The following is a 22,899-nucleotide window of genomic DNA, read 5'->3' on the forward strand; positions in this document are numbered from 1 at the left end:
GGGACTTTTGGCTTGCTTGTGACTGCGGCACCTGCTCAAGTAAGATCGCGCTACGCTGGCGCAAGCCGGCACTGAACTGGAGGAAACATGAAAGAAAACAAACTGTTGCGTGCTGCCCGATTGACGTCTCTCGTGGCGCTCGCAGCGGCATCGATTGCTGGAGCCCCGCTCGCGCACGCCGCGCAAAGCATTCCGAACAAGACGCTCGTCTACTGCTCGGAAGGCAGCCCCGCTGGCTTCGATCCGGCGCAATACACGACCGGCACCGACTTCACCGCGAACACGTTCACCGTCTACAACCGTCTCGTCGAATTCGAACGCGGCGGCACGAAGGTCGAACCGGGTCTCGCAGAATCGTGGGACGTTTCCCCGGACGGCAAGACCTACACGTTCCATCTGCGTCATGGCGTGAAGTTCCAGACCACGTCGTTCTTCAAGCCCTCGCGCGAATTCAACGCCGACGACGTCGTGTTCACGTTCGACCGGATGCTCAACCCGAACAACGCGTTCCGCAAGGCGTACCCGGTCTCGTTCCCGTACTTCACGGACATGGGCCTCGACAAGCTGATCGCGAAGGTCGAGAAGGTCGACCCGTACACGGTCAAGTTCACGCTGAACGAGCCGAACGCGCCGTTCATCCAGAACATGGCGATGGAATTCGCCTCGATCCTTTCGGCGGAATACACGGATCAGCTGATGAAGGCCGGCAAGGCTGCCGACCTGAACCAGAATCCGGTCGGCACGGGTCCGTTCATCTTCAAGAGCTACACGAAGGACGCGACGATCCGTTTCGACGGCAATCCTGACTACTGGAAGCCGGGCGCCGTGAAGCTCTCCAAGCTGATCTTCTCGATCACGCCGGACGCGAGCGTGCGCGTGCAGAAGATCAAGCGCGACGAATGCCAGGTGATGAGCTATCCGCGTCCCGCCGACATCGCGCCGCTGAAGGCCGAGGCGAACATCGCGATGCCGTCGCAGCCGGGCTTCAACCTGGGCTACCTGTCGTACAACGTCACGCACAAGCCGCTCGACAACGCGGACGTGCGCCACGCGCTCGACATGGCGATCAACAAGAAGGCGATCATCGACTCGGTGTACCAGGGCGCGGGCCAGCTCGCAACCAACCCGATGCCGCCGACCCAATGGTCCTACGTCAAGAACCTGCCGGCCAACGCGTACGACCCGGAAAAGGCCAAGGCGCTGCTCGCCAAGGCTGGCCAGTCGAACGGTTTCGAGATCACGCTGTGGGCCATGCCCGTGCAGCGCGCCTACAACCCGAACGCCCGTCTGATGGCCGAAATGATCCAGGCCGACTGGGCCAAGATCGGCGTGAAGGCGAAGATCGTCACGTATGAGTGGGGCGAGTACATCAAGCGCGCGCACGCGGGCGAGGACGACTCGATGCTGATCGGCTGGACGGGCGACAACGGCGACCCCGACAACTGGCTCGGTACGCTGCTCGGCTGCGAGGCCGTGAACGGCAACAACTTCGGCAAGTGGTGCTACAAGCCGTTCGACGAACTGGTCCAGAAGGGCCGCCAGACGTCGGATGTTGCGCAGCGCACCAAGTTCTACCAGGACGCGCAGCACATCTTCGCGCAGCAACTGCCGTTCTCGCCGATCGCTCACTCGACCGTCTATCAGCCGGTCAGCAAGAAGGTGATCGACATGCGCATCGAACCGCTCGGCTACGCGCGCTTCGACGGCGTGGGCATGCAGTAATGTTTATCGGGTAGTTTTCGCCCAGCTTTCACCTGATCGGAAAGCGGGCGAAATATGGTCCGGCGACCGGGGTCACGAGCCCCTGTCGCCGGTTGCGTTTCATTTCAAGCTTTTGGGGGAACACCACATGTTCCGCTTCGTATTGCGCCGCATCGGCATGGTCATACCCACGTTCATCGGTATCACCATTCTGGCGTTCGCACTCATCCACCTGATTCCGGGCGACCCCATCGAAGTGATGATGGGCGAGCGCGGCGTCGATCCGCAAATGCACGCCGAGGCGATGCACCGCCTGGGGCTCGACGAGCCCCTGCCGATGCAGTACTTCCACTACGTCTGGCACGCCATCCACGGCAACCTCGGGACCTCGATCATCACCAATACGAGCGTGATGGGCGAGTTTCTCGCGCGCTTTCCCGCCACCGTCGAGCTGTCGATCTGCGCGCTCATTTTCGCGCTCGCAGTCGGCTTGCCCGCTGGCGTGTTCGCGGCACTGCGGCGCGGCACCGTCGTCGATCACGGCGTCATGGGCACCGCGCTCACCGGCTACTCCATGCCGATTTTCTGGTGGGGGCTCATCCTCATCATGGTGTTCTCGTCGAAGCTCGGCTGGACGCCTGTGTCGGGCCGCATCGCCGTGGAATTCGACATTCCGCACGTGACCGGCTTCATGCTGATCGACTCGCTCCTGCCCGGCACCGACGAAGGCGCGTTCAAGTCGGTCGTGAGCCACCTGATCCTGCCGGCCATCGTGCTCGGCACGATTCCGCTCGCCGTGGTCGCGCGCATGACGCGCTCGTCGATGCTCGAAGTGCTGCGCGAGGATTACATCCGCACCGCGCGCGCCAAGGGTCTTTCGCCCGTGCGCGTGATCGTCGTGCATGCGCTGCGCAACGCGCTCATCCCCGTGGTGACCGTGATCGGCCTACAGGTCGGCACGCTGCTCGCGGGCGCGGTGCTTACCGAAACGTTGTTCTCCTGGCCGGGCATCGGCAAATGGCTGATCGACGCGATCAGCCGGCGCGACTACCCGGTGGTGCAAGGCGGCATTCTCATGATCGCGACGCTTGTGATCGTCGTGAACCTGTTCGTCGATCTGCTGTACGGCGTGCTCAACCCACGCATTCGACATACGAGGTAAGCGAGCCATGAAAATGCGAACCCCACAACACACCATTGAACACCAGGAGGCATGATGGCTGACATTCAGAACACCGTGCCTCGCGCCGTCACGCCGCCTTCGGGCCGCGCGCTCGTGCTGCGCGAATTCTGGGCGAACTTCTCGCGCAACAAGGGCGCGGTGGGCGCCGGCGTGATCGTGCTGCTGCTGATCTTCGTCGCGATCTTCGCGCCGCTCATCGCGCCGCACAGCCCCATCGAGCAATATCGCGATTTCGTGAAGATTCCGCCCGCCTGGCTCGACGGCGGCAACTGGAAGTTCATTCTCGGCACCGACGAAGCGGGCCGCGACATCCTCTCGCGTCTCATGTACGGCGCGCGGCTCTCGCTGTGGATCGGCTGCGTCTCGGTCGTGCTCGCGCTGATTCCGGGCATCGTGCTCGGTCTCGTGGCCGCGTTCTTCGAGAAGTGGGCCGATACGCCGATCATGCGTCTCATGGACGTGCTGCTGGCGCTGCCCTCGCTGCTGCTCGCGGTCGCGGTGGTCGCGATCATCGGCCCGGGGCTCACGAACACCATGCTCGCCATCGCGATCGTGGCGCTGCCCGGTTACGTGCGTCTCACGCGCGGTTCGGCATTGGGCGAACTGCACAAGGAGTACGTGACCGCTTCGCGCGTGGCCGGTGCCGGCACGATGCGCCTGATGTTCTCGCAGGTGCTGCCCAACTGTACGGCACCGCTCATCGTGCAGGCGACGCTCGGCTTTAGCTCGGCGATTCTCGACGCCGCCGCGCTCGGCTTCCTCGGCCTCGGCGTGCAGCCGCCGCGGGCGGAGTGGGGCGCGATGCTCGCCTCGGCGCGCGACTATATCGACAGCGCATGGTGGATCGTCACGATGCCTGGCCTTTCCATCCTGATCTCGGTGCTCGCGATCAACCTGCTCGGCGACGGGCTGCGCGACGCACTCGATCCCAAGCTAAAGCGGATGGCCTGACATGAACAACGAACTTCTCACCATCCGCAACCTGGCCGTGAACTTCAACGGCCTGCCCGCCGTGGACCGCGTGAATCTTTCCGTGGCGCCGGGCGAAGTGCTCGGCATCGTCGGCGAATCGGGCTCGGGCAAGAGCGTGACGATGATGGCGCTCATGGGCCTGATCGACGCGCCGGGCAAGGTCACGGCCGACTCGATCACGTTCAATGGCCGCGATCTTCTCAACGCAACGGGCAAGGAGCGACGCCGCATCGTGGGCAAGGACATCGCCATGGTGTTCCAGGACGCGCTCACGAGCCTGAACCCGAGCTACACCGTCGGCTATCAGATCAAGGAAGTGCTCAAGCTGCACGAAGGCCTGCGCGGCTCGGCGCTGCATGCGCGCGCGCTCGAACTGCTCGACCAGGTGGGCATTCCCGACGCGAAGAACCGCATCGACAACTTCCCGCACCAGATGTCGGGCGGCATGAACCAGCGCGTGATGATCGCGATGGCCGTGGCCTGCAACCCGAAGCTGCTGATCGCCGACGAGCCCACCACGGCGCTCGACGTGACGATCCAGGCGCAGATCATGGAGCTGCTCGTGCGCCTGCAGAAGGAGCGCGGCATGGCGCTCGTGCTGATCTCGCACGATCTGGCCGTGGTTTCGGAAGTCGCGCAGCGCGTGGCCGTGATGTACGCGGGCGAGATCATCGAAACGAACCGTGTGCCGGACATCTTTTCGCGTCCGCATCATCCGTACACGGAAGCGCTGCTCGCGGCGATTCCCGAGCACAACAAGGGGGCGATGCGGCTTGCCGCGCTGCCCGGCATGGTGCCCGGCCGCGACGACCGGCCAAGCGGGTGTCTGTTCGCGCCGCGCTGCAAATACGTGGTGGACGACTGCATGAAGGCACGGCCCGCGCTCAACGCGGTGACCGATGAGAGCGGCTACGCGCAAGTGCGCTGTATCAGGCCGCTGAACGCGGCGGTGACCCAATCCAACGGAGGCGCGCGATGAACGCAGTCCAGCAACACGCGGCTCATGAGGATGACAAGGTTCTCGTCGCGGAAGATCTCAAGAAGCACTACAGCGTCAAGCGCGGCATGTTCGGCACCGGTACGGTGAAGGCGCTCAACGGCGTGTCGTTCTCGCTCACGCGCGGACGCACACTCGCCGTGGTGGGGGAGTCGGGGTGCGGCAAATCGACGCTCGCGCGCCAGCTCACGATGATCGAGCCTCCCACCTCGGGCAAGCTCACGATCGACGGCGAAGACGTTGCGCACGCAAACGCAGCGAAGATCGCCGCGCTGCGCCGGCGCGTGCAAATGGTGTTCCAGAACCCGTTCGCCTCGCTCAACCCGCGCAAGACCGTGGAGCAGACGCTCGGCGAGCCGCTCGCCATCAACACGCGGCTCACGGCGACTGAGCGCGCGGACCGCATTGCGCACATGATGCGCATCGTCGGCCTGCGGCCCGAGCACGCCAAGCGCTATCCGCATATGTTCTCGGGCGGCCAGCGCCAGCGCGTGGCGATCGCGCGCGCGATGATTCTCGATCCGCAGATCGTCGTGGCCGACGAGCCGGTTTCCGCGCTCGACGTCTCGATCCAGGCGCAGATTCTCAATCTGTTCATGGACTTGCAGGAACAGTTCCGCACGAGCTACGTGTTCATTTCGCACAACCTGGCCGTGGTCGAGCACATTGCCGACGACGTGATGGTGATGTATCTGGGCGGCGTGGCGGAACTGGGCGACAAGGACACGGTGATCTCGCGGCCGCGCCATCCGTACACGCGCTCGCTGCTCTCGGCCACACCCGCGATTTTCGAAGCGGACCGCCGCGTGAAGATCAAGCTCGAGGGCGAATTGCCTTCGCCGCTGAACCCGCCCTCTGGTTGCACGTTCCACCAACGTTGTCCATACGCGATCGACAGGTGTCGTAAGGAAGTTCCTGTACTTCGCGAAGTGGACGGCCGTCAGGTATCCTGCCATCGTGCAGAGGAGGTGGGGGAAGAGGATGGGCGGCCTATGCCGGCCTGAAGCGACGGCGGCGCGTCGTTTTATCGTTGCGCGCCGCCAGTTGATGGGCGGCCGTCGCGCCGCCCTTTTCACTGATTTTCCCACCGTTTTCTCCGCCGCTTTTTCAATCGTTCCGGCCGCCGCTTTTGCCGTGGTTGCCGGGCTGTCTACGGCTGGTGGCGTGACATTCGGTGTGGCTTCGGGTTTGGCATTCGGTGTGGCATTGGCGGTAGCGCTGTGCGCGGCGCTCAAGACCGCGTCGAGCAGGGCGCTACGCGCGGTGGTCTCGCTCTCGCTCGCGCTCGGCGTGCTCGCGGGTGCGCCGGACGCGGCATTCGCCGGTGGCGCCGTCGCCAATACGCCCGGTGTGCGGCCGGCCGTCCCCGTGCCGCCAGGTTCAGCGCGCGGCTCGAGCGGCGGCATTCCCGGCTTTCATGCCGCGCCCGCCGTGCCGAGCTACGCCTCCGGCACGACGGCTGGCGGCCCGGTGCGCACGCAGCCTGCGCGCATGCCGTTCTACGTCGCCACGCGCGGCAATCTCACGATCTATCTGCTCGGCACGCTCCATGTGGGCGACCCCGCCGACTATCCGCCTGGCCAGCCGTTTCGCCCGCCGATTCTCGCGGCGCTCGCCGCGTCGCCCATTCTCGCGCTCGAGCTTTCCCCCGACGATCTGCTCGTTTCCCAGGACGATGTCTCGAAATACGGGGTGTGCAAACGGCCCTGCTTGCCAGGCCTCTTGCCCGATCCGCTCTGGCAGAAGCTCGAGGCGCGCATGCGCGGCAATCCCGAGGCGCTTGCCGAAATCCGCAAGATGCGGCCGTGGCTCGCCTCGCTGCTCGTGGAAACCTACGATTCGCTGAGCGCCGGCCTGCAGACCGAATACGGCACCGAGGCGCAACTGCAGAACGTGTTCCTGCGCTGGAAGGGCCGCCGCATCGTCGGGCTGGAGACGCTTGCCGAGCAGATGCGCGCCTTCACGAACCTGAGCCTTGCGCAGCAGCGCGAGATGCTCGCTCAGGATCTCGCGCAAACGCCGGCGCAAAACGTGTCCGACGTGCAAACGCTCCTGCACCTGTGGCGCGTGGGCGACGCCGATGCGATCGCCGCCTGGGAGGCGGCGCGTACCGAAAAACTCTCGCACGACGCGCGGGTGGCGGCGTCGGTCGATAACCGCATCGTCTACGAGCGCAACCGGCGCTTCGTTTCGCGCATGCAGCAGTATGTGGCGCCCAACAAGCCGCTCTTCGTGGCCGTCGGCGCCTTGCACCTGGGCGGCCCGAAAGGCGTGCTCCAGTTGCTGCGCCAGCGTGGGTTCAACGTCGACCCGGGTTGAGCGCCGGCCTCGGCGCCGCTCGCCGCGTCTTTGCGTTCGATCAAAAGTGAGCGCATTTAGTCAACGTTCGATATCGGCCGCCAGAGCGCGCGCCTAGCATGCGGGTTTTGTGCTGCTGAGGTCGCTGCCATGTTCTCTTCGTCCGCCGCTCAGGCGAACGCGCCCTGCGTGAGCGTCGTCACGCCCACCTGGAACCGTGAAGCGTTCTTGCCGCTCGCGTACCGCTCGTTCGCGTCGCAGCGCGCGCCCGGGCTCGAATGGATCGTGATCGACGACAGCGACACGCCCAGCGCCTTCATGGCGAGCCTGAACGACGAGCGCGTGGTGTATCGCCACCTGCGCACGCGTTTGACGGTTGGCGAGAAGCGCAATCTCGCGGCCGAGCTAGCGCGCGGCGAGGTCATCGCGCATTTCGACGACGACGAAGTCTACGCGCCCGACTACCTGAGCACGATGCTCGGGCACATGCGCTTGCACGACGTGCAGTTCGTGAAGCTCGGTGCGTTCTTCCTCTACAGCCGCGTGTATGGCCAGTTCGCGTACTGGGACCTGATGCGCAAGAGCGGCCTGCATTTTTGCTGGAGCGCTCAGCCCATGACGGTGCTCAATTTCCCGCGGGACAACCCGGCCTTCGCCGACAACCATCTGGGCTACGGCTTCAGCTACGTCTATACGAAGCAGTTGTGGGCGGCACAGCCGTTCGAGCCGCGTTCGTTCAACGAAGACGGACGCTTCATCACGGCCGCGCGCTCGCGCGGCGCGCGCATTGCGCTTGTCGCCGACGACGCGGGCCTGTGCCTGCACGTGCTCCATGCTCACAACACGGCGAAATGCTTTCCGCAGTATGTGCTGCCCGAGGTGCTCGTCGCGCGGCATTTTCCGCACTTTTGCGAAGCGCTCGACGCCGCTTCGCTGCGCGCGGCCTGAGCGCTAAACGCTGGCGCAAAAAAGCCGGCTTTCGCCGGCTTTTCGCCCCCAGGCGCCTTCGTTCCGTCAAAACCCGAATACATTCAGCAGCACGATATTGGCCGCGAGAATGCCAAGCGCCGTGGGCACCTGCACGCGTATCACCGCGTTCTTGTCGGGCAGTTCCAGCAGCGCCGCGGGCACCATGTTGAAGTTCGCGGCCATCGGCGTCATGAGCGTGCCGCAGTAGCCCGAGAACATGCCGATGGCGGCCATCATCGCAGGGTTGACGTGGAACATGCCCACCAGCACCGGCACGCCCACGCCGCCCGTCATCACCGGAAACGCGGCGAAGCCGTTGCCCATGATGATCGTGAAGAGCGCCATGCCCACGCAATAGACCACGACCGCGACGAAGCGCACGTCCATGTTGATGTACGACGTCGTCACGTGCGCGACGGCCTTGCCCACGCCCGCGTCCGAGAACACGAGACCGAGCATGCCGAGCATCTGCGGCAGGACGGCGGCCCACGAGAGCGCGTCGACGAGGCGGCGCGTTTCCTTCATCGACTGGCCAACGCTGTCACGCGTGATGATGCAGGCAATCGCGAGCGCGATCACGCAGCCGATGCCGAAACCGATCAACGTGACGTTCTTCGGGTCGATGAGCGGCTTGCCGCCGAATACGAGATGGCTGGCCGCGAGCGTGAGCACGACGGTGATCACGGGGATGGTGAGCGCGGGCACGAAGAGCTTGTTGCCCAGCCGTTTGGCGCTGGCGAGACGGGTTTCGAGCGCGAGCACCTTGGGTTTGGCGGCGGTCACGCCGCCGAGACCCGCGATCAGCGCCATGGCGATCACGAGCACGCCCACGATTTCGACGGGCAGCATGTCGCCGACGAGAAAAATGAGCGCGTAGAGCAGCCAGAAGCCGCCTGCCGTGAAGCGGCGCGGATGCTCGCGGTCCATCACGATCATGCCGCCCACGATGAGCAGCACGATGCCGAGCAGCCAGAAGAGCCAGTTGAGGGTGAGCGTCATGCTTGGTCTCCCTGGCGCTGGTCGGCTGCCGGTGCCGTTGCACCGGCCGGCTTCGCGCCGCCCAGCTCGCGCTCGAGCTTGCGGTCGAGCAGCCAGAGCCGCGTGCCGTGAATCAGAAACGCGCAGATCGCCGTGGGAATGCCCCAGAGCGCCACGTGGATCGGCTCGACCGAAACGCCCGCTTCCTTGAGCAGCGTGACCATCAGCACGATCGCCCCGAACGCGACAAAGATGTCCTCGCCGAAGAAGAGGCCCACGTTGTCGGTCGCGGCCGAGTACGCGCGCAGCTTGTAGCGCACGGCGTCGGAGAGCTTGCCGAAGCGGTTTTCCGTGGCGCCTTCGGCCATCGGCGCGATGAGCGGCCGCACCATTTGCGGATGACCGCCCAGACCCGTCAGGCCGACAGCGGCGGTGAGTTCGCGCACGAGCAGGTAGACGATGAGCAGCCGCCCGGCGGTAGCCGCCTTGATGCTGCCGATCCAGATCTGCGCGCGCTCGCGCAGGCCGTGGCGCTCCAGCAGACCGATCACGGCGAGCGGTAGCAGGATGATGAGCGGGATGTTGCGGGTCTTGATGAAGCCGGTGCCGATGGCGGCGAGAATCTTACCGGGAGGAAAGCCCCCGGCGAAACCGGTGACGACGGCCGCCGCGGCGACGATCAGCATCGGATTGAACCGTAACAAGAAGCCGGCGATGATGACGGCCACCCCGATCAGCGGCCATAAGTTGACGGTGCTCTGCATGTGGATCTCCAAACGTATTGGCTTGTCGTTGATTGCCGCGGGTAGCGGCGTTGACTGCGCGGCTCTGTTGGCCGTTCGTACAACTACGAACCTGCTGGGTACAACTACGTCTGCAGCTTGCGCTGCCGGGGATTGCCTTGCGAAAACCTTGGGTATTGCCGTGCACGTAGCGCGCGGCGATTGCCGCGCGCATTGCCGCATTGAAGCTAGGGCGTCAGACCTCGCCTGCGCCCGCCGCGCGCACGCCAATGCCCGCCTCGTCGAGCGCCGTGCGGATGCGCCGCGCGAACGCGAGCGCGTGCGGGCCGTCGCCGTGCAGGCAGATGGTCTGCGCGTTGAGCGGCACCCAGGCGCCGTTCACGGCCTGCACGCGCTGCTCACGGATCATCGCGAGCGTGCGCGTGAGCACGGTGTCTTCGTCGTCGAGCAGCGCGCCCGGCTCGCTGCGCGGCACGAGCGAGCCGTCCGCGCGGTAGCCGCGGTCGGCGAACACTTCCTCGATCGCCACGAGCCCCGCCTCGCGCGCCGCAGTCACGAGCCCGCTGCCCGCGAGCGCGAACACCGTCACCGACGGATCGAAATCATGCACGGCGGAGACGATCGCCTCGGCGATTTGCGGGTCGCGCGCGGCCTGGTTGTACAGCGCGCCGTGCGGCTTCACGTGAGCGATGCGGCCGCCTTCGGCCTGGGCGATCGCGGAAAGCGCGCCTAGCTGGTAGAGCACGCCCGCGTAGATCTCCTCGCGCGGCAGGTTCATCTCCTTGCGGCCGAAGTTCTCGGGGTCGTTGAAGCTCGGATGCGCGCCGATCGACACGCCTTTTTCCACGGCCCAGCGCACGCATTCGCGCATGGCATTGGCGCCGCCTGCGTGCCAGCCGCACGCGATGTTGGCCGAACTCACGAGGTCGAGCAGCGCCTCGTCGGAGCCGCAGCCTTCGCCGAGATCGGCGTTCAGATCGATGGTGGTCATGATGTGTTCCTCTTACTGCTCGTCTTACCGATGGTGCTTGAAAATCACGCGCTCGCGGCCGCGCTTGAAACTACATTCGCGCGGCGGCTCGCATAGCGCTCGTCGTGCATGGCGATCGCGGCGTCGATCTGCCGCAAATAAGCCCGTTCTTCTTCCAGTGCCGCGCGCGCGGCGGCCGGCGTCGCTTCCACGAAACGCACGCCGCCGGTGAGCCGCACCTGGGCGAGCTTCCACCAGTCGGCGCGAATCACGGAGCCGATTTTCGGGTAGCCGCCCGTGGTCTGCGCGTCGGCCATCAGCACGATGGGCTGGCCGTTCGGCGGCACCTGAATCGTGCCGGGCAGCACCGCGTGCGAGAGCAGGTCCGCGCTGTTCGTGCGCGCGAGCGGTGTGCCCGTGAGCCGAAAGCCCATGCGGTTGCTGTTGGGGGTGAGCTGCCACTCGTCGGACCAGAACGCGCGTTGCGCTTCGCCCGTGAAACTGTCGTACTCGGGGCCGCGCAGCACGCGCACAGGCACGGCCCACGCCATGCCGTCCGGATGGCGGCCGCGCCGGTGATGCGGCTCGTCGGCCAGCGCGAAGCTGCACCATACGGGCGCCTTGACGCCGAAGGCCGGCGCGCCCGGGTCCAGCGCGGCGCGCTCGCGGCCCGGCGCGAACGAGGCGCCGGTGGCGAGACGGTCGCCATCTTTGAGCGCGCGGCCCGCGAGGCCGCCGAAGCCCGCCGCAAGGTCGGTGCTGCGCGAGCCGAGCATGGGCAGCACGTCGATGCCGCCCGCCACGCAGACATAGGCGCGCATGCCGCGCTTCGCGCCGTTCAGCACCAGTTCCTCGCCCGCGGCCACGGGCAGGCTCCACCACGACCAGACCGGGCGGCCGCCGAGCGTGGCGCCGAAGTCGGTGCCCGTAATGGCGACGCGCGTGGCGCGCGCGAAGCGCAGCGCGACTGGGCCGAAGGTGATTTCGATGCCGGCCGCGTCGGGCCGGTTGCCGACGAGACGGTTGCCCACTTCGAGCGCGAGCGTATCGAGCGCGCCGCCGCTGGCGACGCCCAGATGCCGGTAGCCGGGGCGGCCGAGATCCTGGACCGTGGTGAGCAGGCCCGCGCGCAAGACTTCGATCATGCGTGGAGCTCCGCAATGGTGAAACGCACGCGGTCGCCGGGCATGAGCAGCGTGGGCGGATTGTGCGCAGGGTCGAACAGCTTCGCGGCGGTGCGGCCGATCAGTTGCCAGCCGCCGGGCGACGCAGCCGGATAAATGCCCGTCTGCTCGCCGCCGATGCCTACCGACCCGGCGGGGACGGCCAGGCGCGGCTCGCGGCGGCGCGGCGTGTGCAGCTGGGGTTCGAGTCCGCCGAGATACGCGAAGCCGGGTTGAAAGCCGAGGAAAAACACCGTGTAGACGCCCGCGGCGTGGCGCGCGGCGACGTCGGCGGCAGCGAGCGAGCAGTGTTGCGCGACCGCTTCGAGATCAGGGCCATCGTCGCCGCCATAAACCACGGGTATCTCGACCTCGCGGCCGGCAACGCTCGCGTCTTCGGCGTCGCGCCAGGCTTCCCGGAGCGCGCCGGCGAGCGCCACGGCGTCGGCCGAGAGCGGATCGAAGGTGATCGTCAGATTGTTCATGCCGGGCACCACTTCGCGCACCGGCGCCCAGCCGCGCGCGAGCGCGGCGACGGCCCAGACGCGGCGCTGGACCTCGAGCGTGGCGGGCGGCGGCGCTTCGCAGACAAGCGCTTCGTCACCGAGAGGAAAAATGCGAGGGTCAGAATTCGGCATGTTGGATCGATCAGGGACGGGTTCGACCGGTCGAAAGTTTGCGCAGGCAGACACCCGGCGCCATTCCTTCCTAGCGTACATTGTCGATAAATTATCTACAATTTATCAATAAGCGTTTTCGCCAGGCGCACCGAAAACGCGCTGCAATTACACTCACGCCACGCCGCTTTGCCTCTTCGACCACCGACTACCGGGTTACCTGCCATGTCGCGCCAGCCGACCAAGATCGTTTCGTCCGAACATCTCGTCTCCGAGTCGAGCGCCGAGCTTTCCGAGTTCGAGTACGCGCTCATCATGGCGAGCAATGCGTTCAACCGCTGGATGGTGCGCTGCATGTCGGCGGCGGGCGTGAAGGACATGACGCCGATCGAAGTGTCGCTGCTCCATCACGTCGGCCATCGCGAGCGGCGCAAGAAGCTCGCGGATATCTGCTTCGTGCTCAACATCGAGGACACGCACGTGGCCACGTATGCGTTGAAGAAGCTCGTCTCCAGAGGGTATGTAAAAAGCGAAAAGACCGGCAAGGAAGTCTTCTTCTCGGTCACGCCGGAAGGGCAGGCGCTGTGCCTGCGCTATCGCGACGTGCGCGAAAGCTGCCTCATCGCCACGCTCAAGGAAAGCGGCCTCACGAACCAGCAGATTGGCGACGCCGCGCAGCTCATGCGCAATGCGTCGGGGCTCTACGACACGGCCGCGCGCGCGGCGGCTTCGCTTTGAGTCGCGCCTGAGTGACCAGGGCCGCGTTCAGCGCTCGCGCGAACGTTGGCAACGATGCGTGGCGGCTTCGGTCACCACGGCGTCGAGCGGCAGATCGTGCGCCTCGCGCGCGAGCACACCGTCATCAATGCGGCACGCTTCGTACGCAATGCCCACCGTGACGGGCAACGCCTCGCCGGGCCAGGCAGCCAGCGTGCGGTCGTAGTAGCCCCCGCCGTAGCCAAGGCGATAGCCGTCGCGATCGAAACCCACGCACGGCACGAGGAGGAGATCGGGCACGATCACCTCCTGCGACTGCGGCTCGGGTATGCCGTGATGGCCTTCGCGCATGGGGGCGTGCGGTGTCCAGGCGTGGAACACGAGCGGCGTGTGGCGCTCGGCAATGGCGGGCAGGGCGGCGCGGCGTGACGCATCGGCGGCGAGCCAGGCGGTGATCCAGGTGCGCGCATCGAACTCGCCGCGCAAGGGCCAATAGAACCCGATCGAACGCGGCGAAAACTGCGCGACGAGTGCATCGAGATGAGCCGTCAGCGCCGCCCCGATTGCCATGTCGGAAGCCGCCTCAATTCGCCGAGGAAGCAGCCTTGCACGCCAGTCCTTTTTGGATTCCGTGTGAGGGTTGCGTGCTATGCTTGGGTTCACCTCGCGCTCCAGAAATAACGATGTCCAAACGCCTTGTCCGAGTATATCGCGTGGTCGGTCTCGCACTGACTGCCGCGGCACTCGTAGCATGCAGCACGGCGGACGCCGTGCGCCCCGTCGCACTGCCCGTAGGCGCAGTCCTCTCGAACGACGATCAGACTTTCATCCAGCTTCGCGAAGCCGCGCGCAATAACGATCCCGCGCGCGCCGCGCAACTCGCGGCGATGATCCCCGATTACCCGGCGCCGTCGTATCTCGAATACTTCCAGCTCAAGCCGCAGCTGTTCGATTCGCAAGGCCACGCGCGCGTGGACGCGCCCGATGCGCCGGTGCTGTCGTTCCTGCAGCGCTACGACGGCCAGGCGATCGCCGACCGTCTGCGCAACGACTATCTGCTCGTGCTGGGCGCGCGCCACGACTGGGCGAACTTCGACCAGCAATACCCGCGCTTCGTGCTCAACGACGACACGCAGGTGAAGTGCTACGCGCTCGAGTCGCGCGCGGCGCGCGGCGAGAACGTCGCGAACGATGCGCGCGGGCTGCTGACCGAGCCGCGCTATTACGGCGACGGCTGCGTCGATCTCATCACCGCGCTTGCGATCAAAGGCCAGTTCTCGAGCGACGACGTGTGGCAGCAGATCCGCCTCGCCTACGAGCAGAACCAGACCGCGGCCGGCGCAAAACTGCTCGACGGCCTGTCGCAGCGTCCCGACCCGACGGCGTTCAGCCAGGCGGTGAGCACACCGCCGCTCACGCTTGCGCAAGGCGTCACCGGCGATCCGCAATCGCATCAGCTCGCACTGCTCGCCGTCACGGTGATGGCGCGCAACGATCCGGCCATGGCCGCCGCGACCTACGCCGCCGTTGCGCCGCAGCTCACCTCGCCGGAGCGCGCGATCGGCTGGGGCACGATCGGTTATCAGGGCGCGCAAAAGCGTTTGCCCGCCGCGATCGACTGGTATCGCCTCTCGGCCAACGCACCGCTTTCGTACCCGGCTTACGAATGGCGTACGCGCGCAGCGCTGCTGGGCGGCGACTGGACGATGGTGCGCTGGTCGATCGAGCAGATGCCGCCCGCGCTGCGCGCGCAACCGTCGTGGGTCTACTGGCACGCGCGCGCGCTCAAGCAGGCGGGCGAAACGGGGCGGGCGAACCAGGAGTTCGCGTCGATCTCGCAGGGCTATCACTTCTATGGCCAGCTCGCGACCGAAGAACTCGGCCAGAAGATCACGATTCCGCCCAAGACCACGGTGAGCGACGCCGAAATCGCCCAGGCCGCGCAAACGCCGGGCTTCGCGCTCGCACAGCGCTTCTACGCGCTGAATCTGCGGCTCGAAGGCAATCGCGAATGGAACTGGCCGCTGCGCGGCATGAGCGATCGCCAGTTGCTCGCCGTTGCCGAGTACGCAAAACGCATCCAGTTGCTCGACCGCACGGTCAACACGGCCGACCGCACGCAAACGGAACACGACTTCTCGCTGCGCTACATCGCGCCGTTCCGCGACGTCGTGGAGCGCGACGCGCAAACCAACGGCCTCGACGTCGAATGGGCCTACGGTCTCATCCGCCAGGAATCGCGTTTCATTCTCAACGCGAAGTCGGGCGTGGGCGCGAGCGGCCTCATGCAGATCATGCCGGCCACGGCGCAGATGGTGGCGAAGAAGATCGGCATTGGCCCGCTGTCGCGCGATCAGCTCAACGATCTCGACACCAATATCCTGCTCGGAACGAACTATTTGTCGATGATCTACAATCAGTTCGATGGCTCCGCCGTGCTCGCCACCGCGGGCTACAACGCCGGGCCGGGGCGCCCGCGCGCATGGCGCCAGACTTTGCAGGGCGGCGTCGAAGGCGCCATCTTCGCGGAAACCATTCCGTTCCAGGAAACCCGCGATTACGTGAAAAACGTGTTGTCGAACACGGTCTACTATGCGGCGCTGTTCGAGGGCCGTCCGCAATCGCTGAAGGCGCGTCTCGGCTATATCACGCCGTAAGCGCCGGGCCGTCAGGCCGCGCCACTTCCCGTCATACGGATCGCGCGCGGCATGACGGCACGCTGCGCGCCCCGCCTTCCGGCCGGCGCGCTGCGGGACGAACCGGACCTCGTACGCGGCGGCGCCGTCTGCCCGAGGAGGTCGAAGATGCGACATCAAGCCATTGCGGTCATCGGCGGTTCGGGATTCATCGGCAGCCATCTCGTCAACGCGCTCGTCGAGGCGGGCAAGGACGTGCGCGTCGCCACCCGCCGCCGCTACAACGCCCGCCATCTCACCCTGCTGCCCATCGACGTGGTCGAGACCGATGTGTCCGATCCGGTCGCGCTCGCGGCCTTCGTCGAAAACGCGGACGCGGTCATCAATCTCGTCGGCACGCTCAATGGCGGCCGCGGCGATCCCTACGGGCCGGGCTTCGCGAAGCTGCATGTGGACTTGCCCACGAAAATCGTCGCCGCCTGCGAAGGCAAGGGCGTGCATCGCCTCATCCACATCAGCGCGCTCGGCGCCGACACGCGTGGGCCCAGCATGTATCTGCGCTCGAAGGGCGACGGCGAGAAAGCCGTGCACGCGGCCACGGCGCTTGCCACGACGATCTTCCGGCCTTCGGTCGTATTCGGTCCGGAAGACACGTTCCTCAACCGCTTCGCGCTGCTGCAGCGGCTCTTTCCCATGATTCCGCTCGCCATGCCCGACGCGAAGTTCCAGCCCGTGTTCGTGGGCGATGTATCAAAGGCGATCGTCAACGTGCTCGATCTCGACGCCGCGAGCGGGCACACTTACGAACTCGGCGGCCCGACGGTCTACACGCTCGAGCAGTTGGTGCAGTATTGCGGCGAAGCGGTGGGCCGCCACGCACGCATCGTGCGGCTGCCCGACGCCTTCGGGCGCCTGCAGGCGCTGTCGTTCGAGATGGCGCCCGGCGTGCCGGTGCTCACGCGCGATAATCTCGATTCGATGAAGGTGGACAGCGTGCTTACCGGCCCGCTCGCACCCGAGCTCGATATCGAGCCGGCGAGCATCGAGACGATCGCGCCGCTCTATCTCGCCGACGCCTCGCTGCGCTCGCGGCTGAACATCTTTCGCGCCAGCGCCGGTCGATAACCAGTAAGCGGGCTGCCAGCCCGCGCTCTTTCAACTCACTACGGTCATGTGAACAATGAAGCTCGTAATCGGAGACAAGAACTATTCGTCGTGGTCGATGCGCCCGTGGGTGCTGCTCAAGCACTTCGGCATTGCGTTCGAGGAAGTGCTGATCGAGCTCGACGAGCCGGGCACCAAGTCCTCGATCCTCGCGTTTTCGGCCTCGGGCAAGGTGCCCTGCCTCGTCTCCGACGACGGCTTTTCCGTGTGGGATTCCCTCGCGATTGCCGAGACGCTCGCCGAGCGCTTCCCGCAGCTCGCGCTGTGGCCGCGCGACGCGAACGCGCGGGCCCGCGCGCGCAGCGTGAGTGCGGAGATGCATTCGGGCTTCGGCGAAGTGCGCAACCACATGCCGATGAACATCCGCAAGATCAAGCCCGGCGCCGGTGCCACGCCGGGCGCGCTCGCCGATGTCGCGCGTATCGACGCGCTCTGGCGCGAGTGTCTGGCCGCGAGCGGCGGGCCGTTCCTGTTCGGCGATTTCACCATTGCCGACGCGATGTACGCGCCGGTCGTCATGCGCTTCAACAGCTACCAGCCGAAGCTCTCGCCCGAAGCAGCCGCTTACGCCCAGCGCGTGAGCGCACTGCCTGCGGTGGCCGAATGGGTGGAAGCCGCGCGCCGCGAAACACACATCGTCGCCGACGACGAACGCGACGACGAATGAAGATCTATGTCGTAGGCGGAGCGATTCGCGACGAGAGGCTCGGGCTGCCCGTGCGCGACCGCGACTATGTCGTGGTGGGCGCGACGCCCGAGCAGATGGCCGCGCAGGGTTATCGCCCGGTGGGCAAGGACTTTCCGGTCTTTCTGCATCCCGACACGCACGAGGAGTACGCGCTTGCGCGCACCGAGCGCAAGACGGCGGCGGGCTATCACGGCTTCCAGTTCTTCTACGCGCCCGACGTGACGCTCGAGGAAGACCTCGCGCGGCGCGACCTCACGATCAACGCCATGGCGCAGGAAGTGCAGCCGGGCGGCATGCTCACGGGAGAGGTGGTCGATCCGTTCGGCGGCGCGCGCGATCTCGAAGCGCGCGTGTTTCGCCACGTGAGCGACGCGTTTCTCGAAGACCCCGTGCGCATACTTCGTATCGCGCGTTTTGCCGCGCGTTTCGCCGATTTCACCGTCGCGCCCGAAACGCTCGAACTCATGCGCGAGATGGTCGCTTCGGGCGAAGTCGACGCGCTCGTACCCGAGCGCGTATGGCAGGAAATTGCCCGCGGTCTCATGGAGGCGAAGCCTTCGCGGATGTTCGAAGTGCTGCGCGATTGCGGCGCGCTTGCGCGCGTGCTGCCCGAACTCGACGCCCTATGGGGCGTGCCGCAGCGCGCCGACTATCACCCCGAAATCGATACGGGCGTGCACGTGATGATGGTGATCGACCATGCGGCCGCGCAGGGCTACACGCTGCCGGTGCGCTTCGCGGCGCTCACGCACGATCTCGGCAAAGGCACGACGCCCGAGGACGTGCTGCCGCGCCACATTGGCCATGAAGGGCGCAGCGTCGATCTGCTCAAGCCGCTTTGCGACCGTCTGCGTGTGCCGAACGATTGCCGCGACCTCGCCGTGCTGGTCGCGCGTGAGCATGGCAACGTGCATCGCGTGATGGACATGGGGGCGGCCGCGCTCGTGCGCATGCTCGAGCGATGCGACGCGCTGCGCAAACCGGCGCGGTTTGCCGAGGCGCTGCAGTCCTGCGAGTCGGATTTGCGCGGGCGGCTGAACTGGGAGAACGCGCCTTATCCGCAGGCCGAACGCTTGCGCGTGGCACTCGTGGCCGCGCGCAGCGTGGATGCGGGGGCAATTGCGCGCTCGATCGAGCGTGGCGGCGCCGAGAGAATAAAAGAAGCGGTGCACGAAGCGCGCGTGGCGGCAGTGGACGGCGCGCTCGCTTCGGCTTGAGCGCGTTGCGCGCGCTCGCTCAGAGCACGCGCACGAGAAACGAGAGCGCCATCGAAAGCACGAGCGTCGACATGAACGGCAGCGGATACTCGCGGCCGAAAATGCGCAGCGTGATGTCGCCGGGCAGCCGCCCGATGCCGAGCTTCTTGAGCCACGGCTGCGCGCTGGAGAGAATCGCGACAGCGATGAAGGTGGTGAGGAACCAGCGGATCATGGTCGCGTGGCGTGAGCGTCAGAGTGTGTGGCTGCGGTCGCCGCGCGCGAACGCCGCGATGGTCTCGTCGATGCCGCGCGAAAACGCGATCACCTTGAATAGCTCACCCATCTCCGCTTCGGAAACGAGTTTCTGCACCGCGTTCGCGGCAGGCAGGAAGCGCTGCGGGTCGCGCGGATCGATTTCGCCGAGCACTTCGGTAATGCCCGCGTTCATCAGAAAGCGCGCCTGCGTGGTGTAGCCAAGCAGGTCCGCGCCCGCTTCGACACCCGCTTCGGCAATGCCCGAGAATTCCACGTGCGCGGTGATGTCCTGCAAGCCCGGATAGAGGAACGGGTCGCCGTGCGCCCGGTGCCGGTAGTGGCACATCAGCGTGCCTTGCGCGCGCTGCGCATGGTAGTACTCGTGGCGCGGAAATCCATAGTCGATGAAGAACGCCGCGCCACGCTTGAGCATCGTGCAGACCGTGCGCGTGAACGCGAGCGCGGCTTCGTGCGTTTCGCTCACGTAGTCTTCGCTGCCGTCCACACCGGCGAGCGCGCTGTGTGCCCAGCCCGCGTCGCGTCCCGAATTCGCAGGCTGATCGGCGAAGGCGAGGGCGCCTTGCGCGTTCACGCTCACGCCGCGCTCATGCCACACGGCGTCCTTGCGCGCGAACAGGCGCACCGGCATGGCGTCGAGCACCTCGTTGCCGATCACGACGCCTTCGAACTGCGCAGGCAGCGCGTCGAGCCACGTCACGCGATCGAGGAGCGCCGGCGCGAGCTGCGCAATGGTCTCGCGCTGGCGCTCACACAGCTCGCCCGACAGATCGACGATGGCGTAGGCGTCGAACGGCACGCCTGCGGCGTCGAGTGCGAGCATCACACCCGCGGCGAGGCGGCCCGTGCCCGCACCGAATTCCATCAGGCGATGCGTGCCGCTGGCGGCGAGCGCTTCGCCCACGGCGCGCGCGAGCGTCGCGGCAAAAAGCGGTGAAAGTTCAGGGGCGGTCACGAAGTCGCTGCCGTCGTCGGCGAAGAGGCCAAACTTGCGTGCTCCGCCGCTGTAGTAGCCGAGCCCCGGCGTATAGAGCACGCGCTCCATGTAGCGGTCGAACGGGAGCCACCCGCCCGCCGCCGCGATCTCGGCGCGCAGCGTGGCCGCGAGCGCCTCGGACTGCGCGAGCGCGATCGGCTCGGGAACAGGTAAACTATCGGGTTCGTGAGCTTTCGGATTCATCCCCGCATTGTAAATGAGCGCAACTCCCGGCATCCGCCCGGCTGACGCCGACCTGAGCACATCCGGCGAAGGATCGCGCCCCGATTCCAATGCCCAGGCGCCCGTTGTGCTGGTGACGGGCGGCGCACGCCGCATTGGCCGCGAGCTGTCGCTCGGCTTTGCGGCGCGCGGCTGGGACGTCGCGGTGCACTACGGCGAGTCGCGCGAGGCCGCCGACGAAGTCGTCGCGCAAATCGCTGCGCTGGGCCGCAGGGCCGTGGCGCTGCACGCCGACCTCGGCAACGAAGCGCAGGTGGCGCGGCTCGTCCCGGACTGCGCCGCGGCGCTCGGCCGTCCTGCGTGCGTGCTTAACAATGCGTCGCGCTTCGACGAAGACACCGCGCGGGATGTGGGCTACACGAAGCTGCTGCAGCTCATGGCGATCAACGTGGGGGCGCCGCTCGTGCTGGCGCGCATGCTGTACGAGGCAACGCCCGAGGCAGCGGTGGACGACGAGACGCTGCGCACGTGTGTGATCAACGTGCTCGACCAGAAGCTGTACAACATGAATCCCGACTATCTGTCGTACACGCTGACGAAGGCCGCGTTGCAGAATGCCACCGTCGCGCTCGCTCAGGCGCTCGCGCCGAAGGTGCGCGTGGTGGGGCTCGCGCCCGGCCTCACGCTGCAGTCGGGCGACCAGACGCCGGAGAGCTTCGCGGCCGCGCACCAGGTCACGCCGCTCAAGCGCGCGTCGCGGCCTGCGGATCTCGTGGAAGCCGCGCTGTATCTCGCACGGGCTTCGGGCGTGACGGGCACGACGCTCGTCGTGGACGGCGGCCAGCACCTCGTGCCGCTGCCGCGCGACGTAATGTTTTTGACGGGCAACTAAAGCCCAAACGTGGGTTGCATCAAGATTTGCAACTAAATGCATAGCCCGCTGCGCGCACGACTGCGAGCCCGCGGTGCTAACGAAGACAAAGGAACGCAAGCCGCCGCGCACGAGCGGCTTTGCAGACCGGCTGAACGACCCGCCGGGCGCGCCGCGCCGGCATACGTGCGAACGAACGCACGCTTTTATCGACTGGAACCTGTATGTCCACCGTTTTGCTTCACCCCCGGCTGGCCGATTGCCGCCGGCTTTTCCTGCGCGACTACGAAGTGCACATCAACATCGGCGTGCATGACTTCGAAAAGCGCGGCGAACAGCGCGTCGTCATCAATGTCGATCTGTTCGTGCCGCTCGCTACGAGCACGCCGCACGAGGACAAGCTGCGCGAAGTCGTCGACTACGACTTCATGCGCTCGACCGTTGCCGAACGCGTGGGCAAGGGCCATATCCATCTGCAGGAGACGCTTTGCGACGATCTCGCCGCAGCGCTGCTCTCGCACGAACGCGTGCGCGCGGTGCGCGTCTCGACCGAGAAGCCCGACGTTTATCCGGACTGCGACGCGGTGGGCGTCGAGGTCTTTCGCATCAAAGAGGACTGATTCATGAACGCCCCCGAAACGCTCCCCGTTGGCGAGGAAGCCGCGACCGAAGGCACCGGCCGCCAGGCGCTCACGCGCCGCGAGCAGAAGGAAGCCTACGAGAACAACAAGCTGTTCAAGCGCATCGTGCGTCAGGTCGGCCAGGCGATTGGCGACTACAACATGATCGAGAACGGCGACAAGGTCATGGTCTGCCTCTCGGGCGGCAAGGACAGCTACGCGATGCTCGACGTGCTGCTGCGCCTGCGCGAGCGCGCGCCGATCGACTTCGACATCGTCGCGGTGAACCTCGACCAGAAACAGCCGGGCTTTCCGGAGCACGTGCTCCCCGAGTACCTCGACAAGGTGGGCGTGCCGTACCACATCGAGAACCAGGACACGTACAGCATCGTCAAGCGTCTCGTGCCCGAGGGCAAGACCACGTGCTCGCTGTGCTCGCGCCTGCGCCGCGGCATTCTGTACCGCGTGGCGGGCGAACTGGGCGCGACCAAGATCGCGCTCGGCCATCATCGCGACGACATCCTTCAAACGCTGCTGCTGAACCTGTTCTACGGCGGCAAGCTCAAGGGCATGCCGCCCAAGCTGCAGTCGGACGACGGCAAGAACGTCGTGATCCGCCCGCTCGCGTACGTGAAGGAAACCGATCTCGAAAAGTACGCGGTGCTGCGCGAATTCCCGATCATTCCGTGCAACCTGTGCGGCAGCCAGCCGAACCTGAAGCGCGCGGAGATGAAAGCGTTGATCCGCGAGTGGGACAAGCGTTTCCCGGGCCGCGTGGAGAACATGTTCAACGCGCTCGGCAACGTCGTGCCCTCGCACCTCATGGACGCAAACCTGTTCAACTTCGCGGACCTGCGCGCAACGGGCGTGGCCGATCCGGCCGGCGATATCGCGTTCGACGAGGAGCCGTGCTCGACCGACGCGGCGCCTGCCGAAGGCACGGCCATCAAGTTCACGCCGTTCGACGATCTTTGAGCCTTC

The 22,899-nt window shown here is 66.2% G+C and carries 23 protein-coding genes; 15 read left to right on the forward strand and 8 right to left on the reverse strand.

Annotation, left to right across the window (positions count from 1 at the left end):
* Positions 1 to 87: 87 nt before the first annotated feature.
* The 7 genes from U5A52_RS28715 (at position 88) to U5A52_RS28745 (ending at position 8,099) form a co-directional block, all read left to right on the forward strand.
* Positions 88 to 1,722: an ABC transporter substrate-binding protein gene (locus tag U5A52_RS28715; protein WP_321915308.1), complete on the forward strand. Its 1,635-nt coding sequence runs from the start codon at positions 88 to 90 to the stop codon at positions 1,720 to 1,722.
* A gap of 127 nt (positions 1,723 to 1,849) precedes the next feature.
* Complete coding sequence (locus U5A52_RS28720) at positions 1,850 to 2,863, forward strand: ABC transporter permease subunit (protein ID WP_321915307.1); 1,014 nt, start codon at positions 1,850 to 1,852, stop codon at positions 2,861 to 2,863.
* A gap of 54 nt (positions 2,864 to 2,917) precedes the next feature.
* A complete protein-coding gene (locus U5A52_RS28725; protein WP_321915306.1) occupies positions 2,918 to 3,835 on the forward strand; it encodes an ABC transporter permease subunit in 918 nt (305 codons plus the stop codon).
* Between the two features lies 1 nt (position 3,836).
* On the forward strand, positions 3,837 to 4,835 hold the full coding sequence (locus U5A52_RS28730; RefSeq protein ID WP_321915305.1) for an ABC transporter ATP-binding protein: 999 nt from the start codon (positions 3,837 to 3,839) through the stop codon (positions 4,833 to 4,835).
* Positions 4,832 to 5,857 (forward strand): peptide ABC transporter ATP-binding protein, encoded by a 1,026-nt coding sequence (locus U5A52_RS28735; RefSeq protein ID WP_321915304.1) that lies wholly within the window; start codon positions 4,832 to 4,834, stop codon positions 5,855 to 5,857. The genes U5A52_RS28730 and U5A52_RS28735 overlap by 4 nt, the downstream gene beginning before the upstream one ends.
* A gap of 196 nt (positions 5,858 to 6,053) precedes the next feature.
* Entirely contained in the window at positions 6,054 to 7,172 is a 1,119-nt protein-coding gene (locus U5A52_RS28740; RefSeq protein WP_321937092.1) for a TraB/GumN family protein, read from the forward strand.
* Positions 7,173 to 7,301: 129 nt separating this feature from the next.
* Positions 7,302 to 8,099, forward strand: coding sequence for a glycosyltransferase family 2 protein (locus U5A52_RS28745; protein ID WP_321937093.1), 798 nt, complete (start codon positions 7,302 to 7,304; stop codon positions 8,097 to 8,099).
* A gap of 66 nt (positions 8,100 to 8,165) precedes the next feature.
* Here the strand turns inward: U5A52_RS28745 and U5A52_RS28750 are convergent, their stop codons facing one another.
* The 5 genes from U5A52_RS28750 to pxpB form a co-directional block, all read right to left on the reverse strand.
* Entirely contained in the window at positions 8,166 to 9,119 is a 954-nt protein-coding gene (locus tag U5A52_RS28750) for a DUF979 domain-containing protein (RefSeq protein ID WP_321915301.1), read from the reverse strand.
* Entirely contained in the window at positions 9,116 to 9,862 is a 747-nt protein-coding gene (locus U5A52_RS28755) for a DUF969 domain-containing protein (protein WP_321915300.1), read from the reverse strand. The genes U5A52_RS28750 and U5A52_RS28755 overlap by 4 nt, the downstream gene beginning before the upstream one ends.
* 214 nt (positions 9,863 to 10,076) lie before the next feature.
* The gene (gene pxpA / locus U5A52_RS28760) at positions 10,077 to 10,832 is read right to left on the reverse strand and encodes a 5-oxoprolinase subunit PxpA (protein ID WP_321937095.1); all 756 of its coding nucleotides are present in this window, start codon (positions 10,830 to 10,832) and stop codon (positions 10,077 to 10,079) included.
* Between the two features lie 44 nt (positions 10,833 to 10,876).
* Positions 10,877 to 11,956, reverse strand: coding sequence for a biotin-dependent carboxyltransferase family protein (locus U5A52_RS28765; RefSeq protein WP_321937096.1), 1,080 nt, complete (start codon positions 11,954 to 11,956; stop codon positions 10,877 to 10,879).
* Positions 11,953 to 12,612 carry a 5-oxoprolinase subunit PxpB gene (gene pxpB, locus U5A52_RS28770; RefSeq protein WP_321915297.1) on the reverse strand — a complete coding sequence of 220 codons (660 nt, stop codon included), beginning with the start codon at positions 12,610 to 12,612 and terminating at the stop codon, positions 11,953 to 11,955. Before pxpB ends, U5A52_RS28765 begins: the two co-directional genes overlap by 4 nt.
* Before the next feature lie 204 nt (positions 12,613 to 12,816).
* On the opposite strand from pxpB, the gene U5A52_RS28775 reads away from it, so the two are divergent.
* Positions 12,817 to 13,329, forward strand: a complete 513-nt coding sequence (locus U5A52_RS28775) for a winged helix DNA-binding protein (protein WP_028212076.1) — start codon at positions 12,817 to 12,819, stop codon at positions 13,327 to 13,329.
* Positions 13,330 to 13,356: 27 nt separating this feature from the next.
* Here U5A52_RS28775 and U5A52_RS28780 read toward each other — a convergent pair whose 3' ends face one another.
* Positions 13,357 to 13,983, reverse strand: a complete 627-nt coding sequence (locus U5A52_RS28780) for a 5-formyltetrahydrofolate cyclo-ligase (protein WP_321915379.1) — start codon at positions 13,981 to 13,983, stop codon at positions 13,357 to 13,359.
* 8 nt (positions 13,984 to 13,991) lie between these two features.
* On the opposite strand from U5A52_RS28780, the gene U5A52_RS28785 reads away from it, so the two are divergent.
* The 4 genes from U5A52_RS28785 to U5A52_RS28800 all read left to right on the forward strand — a co-directional run bounded on the left by U5A52_RS28785 (position 13,992) and on the right by U5A52_RS28800 (position 19,013).
* Complete coding sequence (locus tag U5A52_RS28785; RefSeq protein ID WP_321937098.1) at positions 13,992 to 15,965, forward strand: lytic transglycosylase domain-containing protein; 1,974 nt, start codon at positions 13,992 to 13,994, stop codon at positions 15,963 to 15,965.
* Between the two features lie 147 nt (positions 15,966 to 16,112).
* Entirely contained in the window at positions 16,113 to 17,069 is a 957-nt protein-coding gene (locus U5A52_RS28790; RefSeq protein ID WP_321937099.1) for a complex I NDUFA9 subunit family protein, read from the forward strand.
* Between the two features lie 55 nt (positions 17,070 to 17,124).
* Entirely contained in the window at positions 17,125 to 17,775 is a 651-nt protein-coding gene (locus U5A52_RS28795; RefSeq protein WP_321937101.1) for a glutathione S-transferase family protein, read from the forward strand.
* A complete protein-coding gene (locus U5A52_RS28800; RefSeq protein ID WP_321937103.1) occupies positions 17,772 to 19,013 on the forward strand; it encodes a multifunctional CCA addition/repair protein in 1,242 nt (413 codons plus the stop codon). Before U5A52_RS28795 ends, U5A52_RS28800 begins: the two co-directional genes overlap by 4 nt.
* A 19-nt stretch (positions 19,014 to 19,032) precedes the next feature.
* On the opposite strand, the gene U5A52_RS28805 is transcribed toward U5A52_RS28800, so the two are convergent.
* Together U5A52_RS28805 and U5A52_RS28810 are read right to left on the reverse strand one after the other, a co-directional pair.
* Positions 19,033 to 19,227: a DUF2905 domain-containing protein gene (locus U5A52_RS28805; RefSeq protein ID WP_321915292.1), complete on the reverse strand. Its 195-nt coding sequence runs from the start codon at positions 19,225 to 19,227 to the stop codon at positions 19,033 to 19,035.
* An 18-nt stretch (positions 19,228 to 19,245) separates the two neighbouring features.
* Positions 19,246 to 20,448: a class I SAM-dependent methyltransferase gene (locus U5A52_RS28810; protein WP_321937104.1), complete on the reverse strand. Its 1,203-nt coding sequence runs from the start codon at positions 20,446 to 20,448 to the stop codon at positions 19,246 to 19,248.
* A gap of 13 nt (positions 20,449 to 20,461) precedes the next feature.
* Between U5A52_RS28810 and U5A52_RS28815 the strand changes: the two genes are divergently transcribed.
* The 3 genes from U5A52_RS28815 (at position 20,462) to ttcA (ending at position 22,893) form a co-directional block, all read left to right on the forward strand.
* Positions 20,462 to 21,319: an SDR family oxidoreductase gene (locus tag U5A52_RS28815; RefSeq protein WP_321915290.1), complete on the forward strand. Its 858-nt coding sequence runs from the start codon at positions 20,462 to 20,464 to the stop codon at positions 21,317 to 21,319.
* Between the two features lie 203 nt (positions 21,320 to 21,522).
* The gene (locus U5A52_RS28820) at positions 21,523 to 21,918 is read left to right on the forward strand and encodes a dihydroneopterin aldolase (RefSeq protein WP_321915289.1); all 396 of its coding nucleotides are present in this window, start codon (positions 21,523 to 21,525) and stop codon (positions 21,916 to 21,918) included.
* A gap of 3 nt (positions 21,919 to 21,921) precedes the next feature.
* Positions 21,922 to 22,893 (forward strand): tRNA 2-thiocytidine(32) synthetase TtcA, encoded by a 972-nt coding sequence (gene ttcA, locus U5A52_RS28825; RefSeq protein WP_321915288.1) that lies wholly within the window; start codon positions 21,922 to 21,924, stop codon positions 22,891 to 22,893.
* The last annotated feature ends 6 nt before the right edge of the window (positions 22,894 to 22,899 follow it).

The sequence above is a fragment of the Paraburkholderia sp. J8-2 genome (genome assembly GCF_905220195.1).
Lineage (GTDB): Bacteria > Pseudomonadota > Gammaproteobacteria > Burkholderiales > Burkholderiaceae > Paraburkholderia.

What these genes read in the sequence shown, in the direction of transcription:
- U5A52_RS28715 (WP_321915308.1), top strand. Translation starts at nt 88, where the DNA reads ATGAAAGAAAACAAACTGTTGCGTGCTGCCCGATTGACGTCTCTCGTG.
- U5A52_RS28720 (WP_321915307.1), top strand. Translation starts at nt 1,850, where the DNA reads ATGTTCCGCTTCGTATTGCGCCGCATCGGCATGGTCATACCCACGTTC.
- U5A52_RS28725 (WP_321915306.1), top strand. Translation starts at nt 2,918, where the DNA reads ATGGCTGACATTCAGAACACCGTGCCTCGCGCCGTCACGCCGCCTTCG.
- U5A52_RS28730 (WP_321915305.1), top strand. Translation starts at nt 3,837, where the DNA reads ATGAACAACGAACTTCTCACCATCCGCAACCTGGCCGTGAACTTCAAC.
- U5A52_RS28735 (WP_321915304.1), top strand. Translation starts at nt 4,832, where the DNA reads ATGAACGCAGTCCAGCAACACGCGGCTCATGAGGATGACAAGGTTCTC.
- U5A52_RS28745 (WP_321937093.1), top strand. Translation starts at nt 7,302, where the DNA reads ATGTTCTCTTCGTCCGCCGCTCAGGCGAACGCGCCCTGCGTGAGCGTC.
- U5A52_RS28750 (WP_321915301.1), bottom strand. Translation starts at nt 9,119, where the DNA reads ATGACGCTCACCCTCAACTGGCTCTTCTGGCTGCTCGGCATCGTGCTG.
- U5A52_RS28755 (WP_321915300.1), bottom strand. Translation starts at nt 9,862, where the DNA reads ATGCAGAGCACCGTCAACTTATGGCCGCTGATCGGGGTGGCCGTCATC.
- pxpA (WP_321937095.1), bottom strand. Translation starts at nt 10,832, where the DNA reads ATGACCACCATCGATCTGAACGCCGATCTCGGCGAAGGCTGCGGCTCC.
- U5A52_RS28765 (WP_321937096.1), bottom strand. Translation starts at nt 11,956, where the DNA reads ATGATCGAAGTCTTGCGCGCGGGCCTGCTCACCACGGTCCAGGATCTC.
- pxpB (WP_321915297.1), bottom strand. Translation starts at nt 12,612, where the DNA reads ATGCCGAATTCTGACCCTCGCATTTTTCCTCTCGGTGACGAAGCGCTT.
- U5A52_RS28775 (WP_028212076.1), top strand. Translation starts at nt 12,817, where the DNA reads ATGTCGCGCCAGCCGACCAAGATCGTTTCGTCCGAACATCTCGTCTCC.
- U5A52_RS28785 (WP_321937098.1), top strand. Translation starts at nt 13,992, where the DNA reads ATGTCCAAACGCCTTGTCCGAGTATATCGCGTGGTCGGTCTCGCACTG.
- U5A52_RS28790 (WP_321937099.1), top strand. Translation starts at nt 16,113, where the DNA reads ATGCGACATCAAGCCATTGCGGTCATCGGCGGTTCGGGATTCATCGGC.
- U5A52_RS28795 (WP_321937101.1), top strand. Translation starts at nt 17,125, where the DNA reads ATGAAGCTCGTAATCGGAGACAAGAACTATTCGTCGTGGTCGATGCGC.
- U5A52_RS28800 (WP_321937103.1), top strand. Translation starts at nt 17,772, where the DNA reads ATGAAGATCTATGTCGTAGGCGGAGCGATTCGCGACGAGAGGCTCGGG.
- U5A52_RS28805 (WP_321915292.1), bottom strand. Translation starts at nt 19,227, where the DNA reads ATGATCCGCTGGTTCCTCACCACCTTCATCGCTGTCGCGATTCTCTCC.
- U5A52_RS28810 (WP_321937104.1), bottom strand. Translation starts at nt 20,448, where the DNA reads ATGAATCCGAAAGCTCACGAACCCGATAGTTTACCTGTTCCCGAGCCG.
- U5A52_RS28815 (WP_321915290.1), top strand. Translation starts at nt 20,462, where the DNA reads ATGAGCGCAACTCCCGGCATCCGCCCGGCTGACGCCGACCTGAGCACA.
- U5A52_RS28820 (WP_321915289.1), top strand. Translation starts at nt 21,523, where the DNA reads ATGTCCACCGTTTTGCTTCACCCCCGGCTGGCCGATTGCCGCCGGCTT.
- ttcA (WP_321915288.1), top strand. Translation starts at nt 21,922, where the DNA reads ATGAACGCCCCCGAAACGCTCCCCGTTGGCGAGGAAGCCGCGACCGAA.